Source organism: Streptococcus sp. 1055 (genome assembly GCF_013276815.1).
GTDB lineage: Bacteria > Bacillota > Bacilli > Lactobacillales > Streptococcaceae > Streptococcus > Streptococcus pseudopneumoniae.
In genome coordinates this window covers 1-13,765 of sequence record NZ_VMLT01000139.1, presented here as the reverse complement: position 1 = coordinate 13,765, position 13,765 = coordinate 1, and the positions used below count along the sequence as shown (strand labels likewise).

Annotated in this window: 9 protein-coding genes and 4 pseudogenes; 4 read left to right on the top strand and 9 right to left on the bottom strand. The window is 39.9% G+C overall.

Features of this window, described 5'->3' with window-relative positions:
* Positions 1 to 29 precede the first annotated feature (29 nt).
* From HT699_RS12215 to HT699_RS12070, 4 pseudogenes are all read right to left on the bottom strand, one after another.
* Positions 30 to 422, bottom strand: a pseudogene (locus tag HT699_RS12215) (adhesin); the annotation flags it as partial.
* Between the two features lie 42 nt (positions 423 to 464).
* Positions 465 to 761 (bottom strand): annotated as a pseudogene (locus HT699_RS12210) (cell surface protein); the annotation flags it as partial.
* Positions 719 to 1,706 (bottom strand): annotated as a pseudogene (locus HT699_RS11920) (MucBP domain-containing protein); the annotation flags it as partial. The pseudogenes HT699_RS12210 and HT699_RS11920, both read right to left, overlap by 43 nt.
* 2,019 nt (positions 1,707 to 3,725) lie before the next feature.
* A pseudogene (locus tag HT699_RS12070) lies at positions 3,726 to 3,830 on the bottom strand (YSIRK-type signal peptide-containing protein); the annotation flags it as partial.
* 454 nt (positions 3,831 to 4,284) lie between these two features.
* On the opposite strand from HT699_RS12070, the gene HT699_RS10650 reads away from it, so the two are divergent.
* The 3 genes from HT699_RS10650 to HT699_RS10640 all read left to right on the top strand — a co-directional run bounded on the left by HT699_RS10650 (position 4,285) and on the right by HT699_RS10640 (position 7,646).
* On the top strand, positions 4,285 to 5,247 hold the full coding sequence (locus HT699_RS10650; protein WP_172934355.1) for an Rpn family recombination-promoting nuclease/putative transposase: 963 nt from the start codon (positions 4,285 to 4,287) through the stop codon (positions 5,245 to 5,247).
* 221 nt (positions 5,248 to 5,468) lie between these two features.
* The gene (locus HT699_RS10645) at positions 5,469 to 7,187 is read left to right on the top strand and encodes a phospho-sugar mutase (protein WP_172934354.1); all 1,719 of its coding nucleotides are present in this window, start codon (positions 5,469 to 5,471) and stop codon (positions 7,185 to 7,187) included.
* A 111-nt stretch (positions 7,188 to 7,298) separates the two neighbouring features.
* Positions 7,299 to 7,646, top strand: coding sequence for a thioredoxin (locus tag HT699_RS10640; RefSeq protein ID WP_023947468.1), 348 nt, complete (start codon positions 7,299 to 7,301; stop codon positions 7,644 to 7,646).
* 276 nt (positions 7,647 to 7,922) lie between these two features.
* Here HT699_RS10640 and HT699_RS10635 read toward each other — a convergent pair whose 3' ends face one another.
* The 5 genes from HT699_RS10635 to HT699_RS10615 form a co-directional block, all read right to left on the bottom strand.
* A complete protein-coding gene (locus tag HT699_RS10635; protein WP_100128002.1) occupies positions 7,923 to 8,759 on the bottom strand; it encodes an amino acid ABC transporter substrate-binding protein in 837 nt (278 codons plus the stop codon).
* 12 nt (positions 8,760 to 8,771) lie between these two features.
* Positions 8,772 to 9,401, bottom strand: a complete 630-nt coding sequence (locus HT699_RS10630) for an amino acid ABC transporter ATP-binding protein (protein ID WP_138706252.1) — start codon at positions 9,399 to 9,401, stop codon at positions 8,772 to 8,774.
* Positions 9,402 to 9,410: 9 nt separating this feature from the next.
* Positions 9,411 to 10,052, bottom strand: a complete 642-nt coding sequence (locus HT699_RS10625; protein ID WP_000120831.1) for an amino acid ABC transporter permease — start codon at positions 10,050 to 10,052, stop codon at positions 9,411 to 9,413.
* A 145-nt stretch (positions 10,053 to 10,197) separates the two neighbouring features.
* On the bottom strand, positions 10,198 to 11,427 hold the full coding sequence (locus HT699_RS10620) for a tetratricopeptide repeat protein (RefSeq protein ID WP_001065939.1): 1,230 nt from the start codon (positions 11,425 to 11,427) through the stop codon (positions 10,198 to 10,200).
* Positions 11,417 to 12,583, bottom strand: coding sequence for an AI-2E family transporter (locus HT699_RS10615; RefSeq protein ID WP_000435457.1), 1,167 nt, complete (start codon positions 12,581 to 12,583; stop codon positions 11,417 to 11,419). The genes HT699_RS10620 and HT699_RS10615 overlap by 11 nt, the downstream gene beginning before the upstream one ends.
* 143 nt (positions 12,584 to 12,726) lie before the next feature.
* On the opposite strand from HT699_RS10615, the gene HT699_RS10610 reads away from it, so the two are divergent.
* Complete coding sequence (locus HT699_RS10610) at positions 12,727 to 13,740, top strand: lactonase family protein (RefSeq protein WP_000665636.1); 1,014 nt, start codon at positions 12,727 to 12,729, stop codon at positions 13,738 to 13,740.
* The last annotated feature ends 25 nt before the right edge of the window (positions 13,741 to 13,765 follow it).

Below are 13,765 nucleotides of genomic sequence, written 5' to 3'. Positions count from 1 at the left end.
TTTCTTCACCTGTCACTTTATTACGCTTATTAGTTCTTGTTAGTTCTTGTTAGTTCAACTGTTTGCGTAACTGGGCTAGCTACTTCTGTCGTTTCATCAGTCGCATCTACATACTTGATGGTACGGGTAACAGTTTTGCTTTCTGTAACATCTTCTGTAGCTTGCGGGTATTTCACTACTTCGGTTGTATCTGTAGTTGTTGATGTTACAGCTGTTTCCGCTACAGTTGCCTTATCTGGGGCGTCATAGTTGGTTACAGTTGGAGAGTCTTGAGAACCCCATGTACCTGTTGACCAGTCTCCTGCTGTTTCTTCACCTGTCACTTTATTACGCTTATTAGTTCTTGTTAGTTCAACTGTTTGCGTAACTGGGCTAGCTACTTCTGTTGTTTCATCAGTCGCATCTACATACTTGATGGTACGGGTAACAGTTTTGGTTTCTGTAACATCTTCTGTAGCTTGTGGGTATTTCACAACGACTGTCTCATCTGTGCTTGCGGATGTGACGGTCGCAGAAGAAACCGTAGCTGTTTCGGCTGGACCATAGTTTTCTACTGACGGTGAAGCTTTTTCGTCCCAGTTTCCTGTTGTCCATTCACCGTAGGTTACAACTCCTGTGACCTTGTTCTCAATTTTTGTACGGCTTAAGGTTACAGGTTGAACAACATCTTCTTTGACATTTTGGTTCGTAACTTTATCAACGTAATGAATGGTACGCGTTATAGTCTTCGTCTCAGTAGAGGTTGCTGTTTTGGGAACCACTGTTTCTTCAACATTCTCACGGTAGTAGTAGTTAACGGTTGCACCGTCTTCTGGTACAGTTCCTGTGGCATTTGCAGGAGTTGCTACCAAGGTGTATGTTGTTTTCCTTGTGATAACTCGGTCTTCTTTGTCCTCAGTTGTTGTTTTCCCTTCAATAGTTTTTGCTTCTGTAGTATACTGAGAACCTATCGCTAAATCAGCTTTTACAACAGACTCTGCCAACTTCTCTTGGGTGCCTTCTTTGTAGTAATTGGCTGTTACTGTAGCAGTGGTTGGCGCTTCGCTCTCTCTATAAACTAAGGTCACTGTTCTACCTTCTCTTACAATATCTCCAGTTAAACTTGCAGAAGCTATATCTTCTTTTTCAAAAGTATAATATTTTCCGTCAGTAGTAGTCATGCTACTGAGTTTTTTATCTGTGACATCATAACTCGTACCAATCAGTTGTTTTTTATTGGTAATGTAGGTTCCGTCACTTTCTTTTTCTCCAATTCCAGTATCATTTTTCAATGATAACAAATTCCCTTGTTCATCAACATAGCGAACTTTCACATTTCCTGAGATTAGTTCTGCCAATTCTGAGGTTTTCTTCTTTTTCTTGATTTCTTCGGTTATTTTATCTTTCTCTTCTGGTGGAATATTTAGTTTTGGAATGATTTTTTCAACAACGGTTCGTGATGGTTCCACAGTATCTTGGATGACTGAAAAATCAGCTAGGATCGGTAAGTTATATTGAAGTCTTGGACTTTGCTTATTAACCCCAACGCGTTTTTCGTTGTCAGCAAACACTTGTATCTTGTAGGCTACAACGTCTTTACCTAATGGAATATCTCCTGTTGAGAAGTATCCACCTTTACCTAGTTTGTCATTATCTCCGCCAATTTCCGCATGAATTTTTTTTGATAATTCATCATCAGAAATCACCTCTGAACGTTCAATGTTTTCTTTTTCAACAAAATAGGCAGTGAATTTTGAAAGACCATCTTTTTCCTTCGCAGCAAGTTCATTAGTACGATATTTGTTATAGTCAGCGTCCGTCATCTCATTTATTGGAGGTTTTACAGTTGCTTCCATGAGTGAGCCAAGGATTTTTGCTTCTTTACTTCCGTTTCTTGCTTCCAGGTAAGTGTAGGCGTTTGTGGATCCAAGGGCTGCTTTTAAGGCTGAGATTTCTTTGTTAAGTTTAGTTTTATCCTCTTCATTCGTAGTGCTTGCTAAGCTAGCTTCTTTTGTTTTCAGTCTAGCTTCAAGTTCTTGACGATGATTCTTCACTTTTTCTGGGTCTGTTTGGAGTTCTAATTGGTCTGTATCTGCATGATAGATAATTTTTTTCGCAGTTGGTAATACAAAATCCAATAATTTATAGACACGATCTCGGTCTTTACTTTTTAGAGTTCCATCTGGATTTTTCTCAGTACTGACCACCCATATTGCGGACTTTTTTTGCACCTCGCTATCCGTTATGTGCCTTAATACATTTTGGAGTTTATTAGCTACAGTTGCATAGCGCTCTGTAAAGTTTAGTTCCTCTTTAAACTTATTTCTTAACTTTCCTGTACCTTCTCGCAATTTATCCTTATCGATAGGCAACTCAACTATAACATCTCCTTTTTTAGCGAGTTCTTGTTTTGCTTCCTCTTTTAAAGGTTTTAGTTTCTTAACATCTACTCCTCTTTCACTCGGATATTTTTTCTTATATTTAGCATGTGCAAGAATATTAACTTTTTTATTGTACTCATCCTTTAAAAGCCTTTTAATTGTTCTGTTAATATTACTTAAATCCACACCTTGGCTATAGCGTTCTTCATTCTCTACTACTCCGTCAATTCGGTTGATCGTGTGGTCATAGATAGTTTCTTCTTTAGTAGTATTATCAGTCTCACCTTTTTTAATCGCTTTAACAACAATACGATAGGTCCCTTTTGACCCTTCATAGTCTGAGATATATCCTGTTACAAAGTCGATTTTCAAACGACTTCCATATTTGGTGGAAAAGGCAGTGAAGGTTTTTTCTATTCCATTGAATCCTTCAATATTTGGAGAATGTTGGAGAATATCTTCCTTATCTTTTACAGGTAAGCTATTAAGATGTTCCTTATTTCCTGTTCTATTTTCTGTCTTTATATCAAACGGAGAGTTATCTTGTGCTTTATCATCTTTATTGGCGATAGTACGTCCTTTGGCAAGCATCAGCATGTAATTAAAACGACGATCTAGGGCTTGCTCGTGAAGGTAGACTCGGTCAAGAGCATCAGAACCAAGCATTCCACCTTCTTGACGATGTCCATCTTTGTCAGTGTACCAACCAGTGAAATACCCTTGAGCATTTTTCTTACCGATGGCGAACGTTCCACCGCTTATAGCTACCCAACCACCAAACTCGTTAATTTCACGAATTTCACCATCTTGTAGTTTCTCGCCATCTTCATCTTTAACGACTTTCCCGTCTTTAAATCTCAGTGCATCCCCGAGAGTGTTCATATTTCTCAAGTATGAACGCTCGTTATTTTGGAAGTCGTCTGGCATATTTTTTACAATATCCCATAATTGTTCGAGAGTCAGATTTTCCTTAGAATCATCAAATTTCAGGTTGGCATTCTTATCATCCCCACCCTTTTCTCCATCTTTAGGCACAATGACCCCAGGCTGGTGTTCTTTTACTGCGTCACCCTTACGATTGGCATCCAGTAAAGCTGGATCAGTATCTGCTGGGTCTGTAGCTCCATTCGATGAATCACTTGCCTCCTCATCAGCTAATTCTCTTTTACTACGAGTACGAGGTTTCGTACTTTCTGGAGTTACTAGCGGATTTTCAGCTACGGGAGCATTATAGGTGTTTGCTGCTGCATCAGTATTGCTGAGATCAGGCTTATTTCCTGTCTCTCCATTTCCAGACTGTTCTGGATCTGTCGGTTTTGCTGTCCTCTCAGTTTCCCTCACTGACTCCACGCCCTCAGCATGAGCAATCCCTGCTCCCATCAAAAGATAGAGCGCCCCAATGACAACACTAGAGGCACCGACACTCACTTTACGAATACTGTATTTTAATTGTTTTTCTGAATGATTCACTTTTACACTCCATATATATATATATATATATATTGTGCCCTATTACTTCCTATATAATAGAATACAATTCATGAATATATTATACACCAGTCGGCTTGAAATTTCAAACTTTTTGAATGGAAGACTAGGAGATAGACGACTCTTTTTACTGAGAGCAAAGCTAGGTTAGGAGTCCCTCACCAGTAAGTCGACACCAAAGATGAAGCCTCATCATCCTTGCCTTGTCGTGTGCATCTAATGGACTTGCTTCCTCCTATCAGCAAGCTCAACGCTGCGCTTTGAGACCTTTCCAGCTTGCTTTTGGATCTCCATTAACTTTTACACTTATTTCTTTAAAAATGAAACAATTTGACATTTTTTCTACTCTTTTTCTACTTTTTCCGAATAAATAGATAGAAGCATCAAATCTAGCAAATTAGATTAAAAAATGTGCTATAATAGAAGGAGGAAAAGGATGATTCTCAGACATCCGGGCATCAGCCCAACTAATGACTTGGTTGCTAAGAAGATTTTTAGTAATCCAGAAATCACTTGTCAATTTATTCGCGATATGTTGGATTTACCAGCAAAAAATGTGACCATTTTAGAGGGAAGCAATATTCACGTCTTGCCTTCCATGCCCTACTCGGCACAGGATTTCTACACCAGTATAGACGTCTTAGCGGAGTTGGATAATGGAACGCAAGTTATCATTGAGATTCAGGTACATCATCAGAATTTTTTCATCAATCGCCTGTGGGCTTATCTGTGTAGTCAGGTCAATCAAAATCTTGAAAAAATTCGCCAACGAGAAGGAGATACTCACCAGAGTTACAAACACATCGCCCCAGTTTATGCTATTGCAATCGTGGACAGCAATTACTTTTCAGATGACTTGGCTTTCCATAGCTTCAGCATGCTCGAGGATACGACAGGTGAGGTTTTAACTATCACAAATAACGGTCAAGAAAACCATCTAGTCAAGATGGCATTCTTGGAATTAAAAAAATACAGAGAAACCAGCAAAGACAAGGTTCGCAAGCCGTGGTTGGAGTTTTTTGGCAACAAACCCTTTACTCAGCAACCCGAGCGAGCCATCAGCCAAGCAGACCAACTGCTGGACTACAAGAGCTGGTCCGAGGAGGACAGGAAAATGTTTAGTCAACTACGTATGCGAGAAGAACAAGCCTTGTTAGCTCAGGACTATGCCTTGGAACAAGCGGAGGAAAAGGGCTTAGAACGTGGTCGCGCAGAGGGCATTGAAAAAGGGCGAGAAGAAGGTCTTGAACAGGGACTGGAGCAAGGGAAAGTTGAAGGAAGTTTGTCCATGCTACTAAATTTAGTCCGTCAAGGTCTTCTGACTTCTGAGGTAGCCAGCCATCAATTGGGAATGACTGTCTCTGAGTTTGAGGCGCTATTGAAAGATTATCATCATTAAAAGATGCTGGGTAAAAGTCTTCTCATAATAAAANNTTTTATTATGAGAAGACTTACTTTTTTTACTGAAATTGAATTTTTCCTAGCCTCAACATCATATAAACCCAAAATTCAATCTGACCTGGTTTGAAGATATTTTCGAAGCAGATAAGGTTTTACTAAAACTAAAAAAAATGATATAATCAAACTGATTAAATGTTTTAAAAATAAAGGAGAATTTTAATGTCTTACCAAGAAAATTACCAGAAATGGGTTGATTTTGCGGAGCTTCCTGACTACCTTCGTCAAGATTTGGAAAATATGGACGAAAAAACAAAGGAAGATGCCTTCTATACAAATCTTGAATTTGGTACTGCAGGTATGCGTGGCTTGATTGGCGCTGGTACAAACCGCATCAACATTTACGTTGTTCGCCAAGCTACTGAAGGATTGGCTCGTTTGATTGAGTCAAAAGGTGGAAACGAAAAAGAACGCGGTGTAGCAATCGCCTACGATAGTCGTCACTTCTCACCTGAGTTTGCCTTTGAATCTGCGGCAGTTCTTGCTAAACACGGTATCAAATCTTACGTATTTGAAAGCCTTCGTCCAACTCCAGAACTATCATTTGCAGTTCGTCATCTCAACTGCTTCGCAGGTATCATGGTTACAGCCAGCCACAACCCTGCTCCATTTAACGGTTACAAGGTTTACGGTGAAGACGGTGGACAAATGCCTCCACATGACGCGGACGCTTTGACTACTTATATCCGTGCAATCGAAAATCCATTTGCAGTTGAAGTTGCTGATGTGGAAGCTGAAAAAGCTTCTGGCTTGATTGAAGTTATCGGCGAAGCTATCGATGTGGAATACCTCAAAGAAGTGAAGGACGTTAACATCAACCCAGCCTTGATTGAAGAATTCGGTAAAGACATGAAGATTGTCTACACACCACTTCATGGTACTGGTGAAATGTTGGCTCGTCGTGCTCTTGCCCAAGCAGGATTTGACTCTGTTCAAGTCGTTGAAGCGCAAGCAACTGCTGACCCAGACTTCTCAACTGTAAAATCTCCAAACCCAGAAAGCCAAGCAGCCTTTGCACTTGCTGAAGAACTTGGTCGTCAAGTTGGTGCAGATGTTCTTGTGGCAACTGACCCTGATGCTGACCGTGTTGGTGTTGAAGTTCTTCAAAAAGATGGTAGCTACCTCAACCTTTCAGGTAACCAAATCGGTGCTATCATGGCAAAATACATCTTGGAAGCCCACAAAAACGCTGGAACTCTTCCTGAAAATGCAGCCCTTTGCAAATCGATCGTATCAACTGACTTGGTAACGAAGATTGCTGAAAGCTACGGCGCAACCATGTTCAACGTTCTGACTGGTTTCAAATTCATCGCTGAAAAAATCCAAGAATTCGAAGAAAAACACAACCACACATACATGATGGGATTTGAAGAAAGCTTCGGTTACTTGATTAAACCATTCGTACGTGATAAAGACGCTATCCAAGCCGTTCTAGTCGTTGCTGAACTTGCTGCCTACTACCGTTCACGCGGTTTGACACTTGCTGATGGTATCGAAGAAATCTATAAAGAATATGGCTACTACGCAGAAAAGACTATCTCTGTTACTCTTTCTGGTGTTGATGGTGCTGAACAAATCAAAGCAATTATGGCTAAATTCCGCAACAATGCTCCAAAAGAATGGAACACAACAGCTATCACTGTCGTAGAAGACTTCAAGGCTCAAACTGCTACTGCTGCTGACGGAACTGTTACAAACTTGACAACTCCTCCAAGTGATGTGTTGAAATACACACTTGCTGATGGATCATGGATTGCTGTTCGCCCTTCAGGTACAGAACCAAAAATCAAGTTCTACATTGCAGTTGTAGGTGAAACAAACGAAGAATCACAAGCTAAGATTGCTAATATCGAAGCAGAAATCAATGCTTTTGTAAAATAAAATCCTATAAAAGATGAGACCAACCAATCTCATCTTTTTTTCGTATCAAATCTAAGCAATTTTAGAAACTTTATGGCATACTAGACTTATCAATGAAAGCGAGGTAATCTCATGGAACAATTTTTAGATAACATCAAAGACCTTGAAGTCACTACAGTTGCGCGTGCGCAAGAAGCTCTTGATAAAAAAGAAACTGCAACCTTCTTTATCGGTCGCAAAACTTGCCCTTACTGCCGTAAATTTGCAGGTACTTTAGCAGGTGTCGTAGCTGAAACCAAAGCTCACATCTACTTCATCAACAGTGAAGAACCAAGCCAACTCAATGAGTTGCAAGAATTCCGCTCACGCTACGGAATCCCAACTGTACCAGGCTTCGTTCACATTGCAGATGGACAAATCAATGTCCGTTGCGACTCTTCAATGTCAGCACAAGAAATCAAAGACTTTGCTGGATTGTAAAAAATCAGCTAACAAGTTTTAAAATCACAAAAACGCATAATATAAGGTGCAAAAACCTTGATATTATGCGTTTTATTGTTCCTAAAACAGTTGCATCAGCATTTCATTACAGAACATTTTAATTTTGGAAATCAAATCAATTTTTAACAATGGTTTAGAAATCACAGTGGGCTATTCCATATTCAATTATCCAGATTCAATCGCTATTATCGTTTTCCTAGATTACAAAAAACTACGTTTTGCTAATCAAAACGCAGTCTCAGCCACTATTTTATCTTACTGTCCTTCTTTTACTTCTTTGGTTGCTACATCTTCTCCAAACCATTTTTGGCTGATTTCTTGGAACTTGCCGTCCTTGTAAAGACTAGAAAAAGCTTCATTTATCTTCTTAACCAGAGTTGTATCTTCCTTACGGGCTCCAACCGCAAAAGCTTCTGTTTCTAGTCCAACTGTAAAGACATTATAATCGTTTAAAACACCTTCTGCTTCTAAATAATAGTTTGCATAGACACGGTCAATCAATAGACCGTCAATTCGATCATTTTTCAAATCAATCAAGGCTTCATTAAAGGTTTGGTATTGATTCGCTTCCTTATTAGCGACAATATCCTTTAAAATCGCTGGGTTTGCTTCAAAGTCCGCATAACCAGATGAACCAGCTTGCGCTCCTAAGGTCTTTCCAGCCATATCCTTTGCAGTCGTGATACCAGATGATTTCTTCGTAACCAATACCTGCTCATTCTTCATATATGAGTTACTGAAAGCCACCTTTTCACGGCGTTCATCTGTAGCAGAATAGCCATTCCAAATCAGATCAATCGTTCCTTTTGTCAATTCAGCTTCTTTCAAATCCCAATCAATCGGTTGCCAATTTACCGTAATTCCGTATTTTTCAAAAACAGCTGTAGCTAAATCAATATCAAATCCTGCATAAGAACCATCTTTCTGAGCAAATCCCATTGGAACAAAAGTACTATCAAATCCAATAGTAATAGACTTGTTAGACTCGTACTTAGACCAATTATCTCCACTAGTTTCGCTAGAATTTTTCCCACAAGCTACTAAGAACAAAGCAGTCATTAGACTAACTAATACAAGTATCCATTTTTTCATCCATTTTTCCTCCTATTTAGGTTCTACTTTCAATAATACATCTGCAATATTTTCCGCGAACTGCAAATCGTGGGTTACCACAATCTGTGTCATACCAAGTTCCCTATTTTGCAAGATTAGTTTTTCCACTTCCAAGCGCAATTCTGGATCCAGAGCAGAAGTTGGTTCATCGTAGCCAATGATTTCTGGGTCAATCATCATAGCACGCGCCAAAGCCACCCGCTGCTTTTGCCCACCAGATAGTGAGAAAGGATAGGCCTCTGCGTGTCCTCCTAGTCCTAACTGTTCCAAGAGTCCACGCGCCTTCTTCTCAGCCTCTTCCTGCTTCATTCCCATGGTCTTCACAGGCGATAAGGTCAAATTGGCCAGAACTGATAAATGAGGGAACAGTTGAAAATCTTGGAAGACAAATCCCAGTAGATTGCGCTTCTGCAATTCATCCAGCTCTAAAGGTTGTCCATTATAAAAGATTTGCCCTGAATCAATGGTTTCAAGACCTGCAAGCATACGTAAGAGAGTTGTCTTACCTCCACCAGAAGGCCCAACAATAGCCAGGATTTGCTTTTCAGGAATACTTAGACTGAAATTAGACAGGATTTGTTTGTCTCCAAAGACTTTATTGATATTTCGTAATTCTAACATAGCTGCCTCCTATCTATAATAACTGTACTTCTTCTCAACTTTTTTGGAAATAATTGTCACAATCCCAATCAAAATCAAGTAAATGGCTCCTGCCAAGAACATGGGAACCAGACTGGCGTCACGGTTGGCAGCTGTTCGACTAGCCAAGATAAGGTCTGAAATTCCAAGAGCATAGACCAGAGAGGTATCCTTGACCAAACTCATAACTTCGTTAAAGACACTAGGAAGAACAATCTTGGTCACTTGGGGCAAGATAATATAGCGCACTGTGTCAAAAGGGCTAAACTTCAAGACCTTGGCTGCCTCATACTGTCCTCTTGGAATAGTGTCAATTCCCCCACGGAAAATTTCTGCAAAGTAAGCCGCATAGTTGAGAACAAAGGCAATAATAGCTGCAGGAAGGCGGTCTAAACGAATCCCAATACTTGGGAGCACATAATAAATAAAAATCAATTGCAAGAGCAAGGGGGTGCCACGCATAACCCAGATGTAAATGTTAATCAGATAATGGAGGGGCTTCCAATGGACTTGCAAGGCAAAGGCAATCAAAACGCCCAAAGGAATCGAAAATAGCAAGACCAGTGCAAAGACCTGTACAGTCGTGCTCGCACCATTCAGTAAACTCGGTAATATCTCAAATAAATAAGACATACTGCACCTCCTAAAAGTAATTGTTCCTATTATAGCATGAATAAACAAAATAACCAACCATTTTTGCAAAAAAATTCTATCATATACAAATAAAAACCGTAGCTATCAAAAGAGATAAACTACAGTTCTATATGTTTAAACATTCTTACAATCTCTCAAACAGTTCTTGCATTTGCACATCATCTGGAACCAGTTTTAAGTAAGCTTGTGCATTGACTTTTGCTTCCTCAAAGTAGCCCAATTCACGCAAGACATAGATATAGTGTTCCAAAAACTCTGGATTGTCCTTTAAATCTCCTGCCAACTCTTGGTAATGCTCATAGGCAGTATCCAAATCGTCCATTTCTTGATAGGAACGAGCAATCATCCACTTGGTCAAGAGATTTTCTGGCTCATCGCTCTGCAAGTCTAGAATATCCTCATAACGCTCCTGCTCCAGATAAATAGTGGCTAAACGAAGCAAGATTTCTTCTGTATCCTCAGCGTCTTCTTTAGCTGTTAGGAGATAATTTTCTGCCCCACTTGCATCATGCAATTCATAAGAGAATTGCGAAGCAGCTAGCAAGAGGCGAGTTTCAAAGGGATTTTTCTCTAAGCCTTGCTTAGCGATACGCAGGGCTTCTTGAACTTGATGTTCCTTATGTAAGGCCTGGCTATAACCATATTCATAGCCTTCAAAGTCAGGAGAAATGGTATCAAGCTGCTTAAAGTAAAGGGTGGCTTTTTGGTATTCTTCTTGATCAAAGTAAAGGCTGGCCAACTCAAAAGCTGTTAGGTCATCGTATTCTAACTCCAGGGCTTTTTCTAAAAACTCAGTAGCCGTTTCAAATTTCCCTAACTGGGCATAGGCAAAACCAATTCGTTGATAGGTGGAAATGCCCGTTTGCTCATAAATAGTACGATTATCTAACTGGGCATAGCCTTGAATGGCCTCTTGGTAATTTTCCAACTCACTATCCAACTCTGCCAAACCCAATATCAAGAGAGGATCCTCTGAGTAGGTCAAAGCCTCCAGCAATTTCTCACGCGCCACATCTGTCAAACCTTCCATCTGGTAAAGATCTGCCTTCAAAGCCAAAGCCGAAACATACCAGTCACTGTCAGCTTGGATTTCCTCAAGATAAGCAAAGGCTTCTTCGATTTGACCATCCTCGCTAGCAATTGCAGCTAGATTAAGATGAAGCTCTGGGAAATCCTCTACAATTTTCAGGTAAATCTCCTTTGCCTGAGGATAAAAACCAATTCCTTCAAGATAAGTTGCCAACTCATACAGAAGGTCACTTGGATCATTTTCTAAAGCTTTGACGAAATAGTGCTCAGCCTTGGCTAAATCTTGCTCCTCCAAAGCCTGTAACATCTGTTGACTATTGTTCACTTTTGACTTCCTCGCCCTCTAATTCATATAGACCACTGACTGCCTTATACCATTCGAAAATGGCTGAAATGACAACCTTAGCAGAGGCATAAACTGGAATACCAAGTAAAACTCCCCAGATACCAAACATAGATCCTGAAGTTAACAAAACAAAGAGAACATTAATGGGATGGATGTTTAATTGACTTCCCAAAATCAATGGAGAGACAAAACGGCCTTCAATAGTTTGTTCTACGATAAAGACAATCACTACTTTCAAAAGCATGACTGGCCCAGCAATCAAGCCCAAAACTAGGGCAGGAAGCATGGCTAGGAAGCTACCAAGATAAGGAACCAGATTTAAAATACCAGCAGTAACACCAAGCGTAACCGCATAACGTAGACCGATAATCTTAAAGAAGATAATAAACATTACTGCTACAATAATAGCCACTGTTACTTGCCCTCGAACATAGTTGGACAACTGTTGATTCACATCTGATAAAACTTGTCCAACAGGTTCCTTCAATTTTCTTGGCATAAATTGGGTCAAATAGTTACGCAAGCCTTTCCCATCACGCAAGAGATAAAAGAGCATGAACGGAACGATAATCAAGGCAACAATCACTTGAGAAGCCCCACTAATAAAGGCACTCACCCAGTTGACTGCCCGAGATGAAACCTTGCTCGCCCAAACTGTAGCCTGGCTAGAAAAATTGGTCAAAACTTGCTCTAATTGAGGTCTGAAATCATCTGGCAGGTGCTGGGCTACCAATCCATTAACAATCCTATCTATATCTTCTAAGTAAACAGGAACGTTTCTTGCAAAGGTCAAAACCTGACGTTGCAGATTTGGAATGGCGACTGCCAAGCCCCAAATGATAAAGAGAGCGATGATAACAAAGACAATAGTGATAGCTATAACACGATTAACCTTATGCTTCTCCATCCAATCAACAATAGGATTCAACAAATAATATAACAAACCAGACAAAATGACTGGCAACATCACAACTGCTAAAAAGTCTAAAACAGGTGAAAATAGAAAACTAATCTTACTTAAAATAAAAAGATTGAGTCCCAATAATAAGGTTACTAAAAATACCGTAATGGCCTTGTTATCTAAAAACCACTTAAAAAACCAAGATAGGCTAAAATGTTTCTCTTTTTGCTCCATAAATACTTCCTTTCTATCGTTCTCTCATTATACCATTTTTAAATCAAAATAACTCTTTTTTAAAGTGCTTACATCTAATTGGATGTCTTTAATTGGCTTGTTTTTGTGATATAATAGTCTTATCTTTATATAGAGGTAACGTTATGAAAGAAACTGTTTATTTTGGAACTTATACACGTCGTACTTCCCAAGGGATTTACAAGGCTGACTTTGATACAGAAACTGGTCAGCTTTCAAATCTAGAACTTTTTACAGCTGAGCCAAGTCCAACCTACCTTGCCTTTGACCAGCACCAACACCTATACACTGTTGGTAGTCAAGACGATAAGGGAGGGATTGCAGCCTATCAAACTGACGGGGCTTTATTAAATCACGTCGTTGAAAAAGGAGCTCCCCACTGTTATGTTGCCGTTGATGAAAAGCGTAATTTGGTCTATGCAGCCAACTACCACAAGGGACAGGTCCTTGTTTATAAACGTCAGAAGGATGGGAGTCTTCTACTTAGTGATATGGATCAACACAGTGGCCAAGGTCCACATGAAAATCAAGCTTCCCCCCATGTTCACTATACAGATTTAACACCTGACCACTATCTAGTGACCTGCGACTTGGGTACTGACCAAGTTATCACTTATGACCTTGATCAAGAAGGGAAATTATCTAAACTCTATACCTACAATAGCCAGCCAGGAGCGGGCTCACGTCATATCGTTTTCCATAACCACTATAAAATCGCTTATCTGATTTGTGAACTCAATAGCACTATCGAGGTTCTAATCTACGATGGCGTTGGCGAATTTGAACGTATGCAAGTGATTTCAACTCTACCAGACGGTTATGAAGGCTTTAATGGAACCGCTGCTATTCGTCTCTCTACAGACGGTAAATACCTCTACGCTTCTAACCGTGGTCATGATTCTATCGCAGTATATACCATCCTTGCGGACGGTAGCTTAGAGTTATTAGAAATCGTTCCAACACATGGTCAGACTCCACGTGATTTTGATTTGACACCTGACCAAAAATTTCTCATTGCTGTCCACCAAGACTCTGACAATGCAACTGTCTTTAAACGTAATTGTGACAATGGTCGTCTAGCAGAACTCTCCAACGACTTCCATGTTCCCGAAGCAGTCTGCATCCGTTTTGCTCCTTAATACTCTTCAAAAATCTCTTCAAACC

What these genes read in the sequence shown, in the direction of transcription:
- HT699_RS10650 (WP_172934355.1), top strand. Translation starts at nt 4,285, where the DNA reads ATGATTCTCAGACATCCGGGCATCAGCCCAACTAATGACTTGGTTGCT.
- HT699_RS10645 (WP_172934354.1), top strand. Translation starts at nt 5,469, where the DNA reads ATGTCTTACCAAGAAAATTACCAGAAATGGGTTGATTTTGCGGAGCTT.
- HT699_RS10640 (WP_023947468.1), top strand. Translation starts at nt 7,299, where the DNA reads ATGGAACAATTTTTAGATAACATCAAAGACCTTGAAGTCACTACAGTT.
- HT699_RS10635 (WP_100128002.1), bottom strand. Translation starts at nt 8,759, where the DNA reads ATGAAAAAATGGATACTTGTATTAGTTAGTCTAATGACTGCTTTGTTC.
- HT699_RS10630 (WP_138706252.1), bottom strand. Translation starts at nt 9,401, where the DNA reads ATGTTAGAATTACGAAATATCAATAAAGTCTTTGGAGACAAACAAATC.
- HT699_RS10625 (WP_000120831.1), bottom strand. Translation starts at nt 10,052, where the DNA reads ATGTCTTATTTATTTGAGATATTACCGAGTTTACTGAATGGTGCGAGC.
- HT699_RS10615 (WP_000435457.1), bottom strand. Translation starts at nt 12,583, where the DNA reads ATGGAGCAAAAAGAGAAACATTTTAGCCTATCTTGGTTTTTTAAGTGG.
- HT699_RS10610 (WP_000665636.1), top strand. Translation starts at nt 12,727, where the DNA reads ATGAAAGAAACTGTTTATTTTGGAACTTATACACGTCGTACTTCCCAA.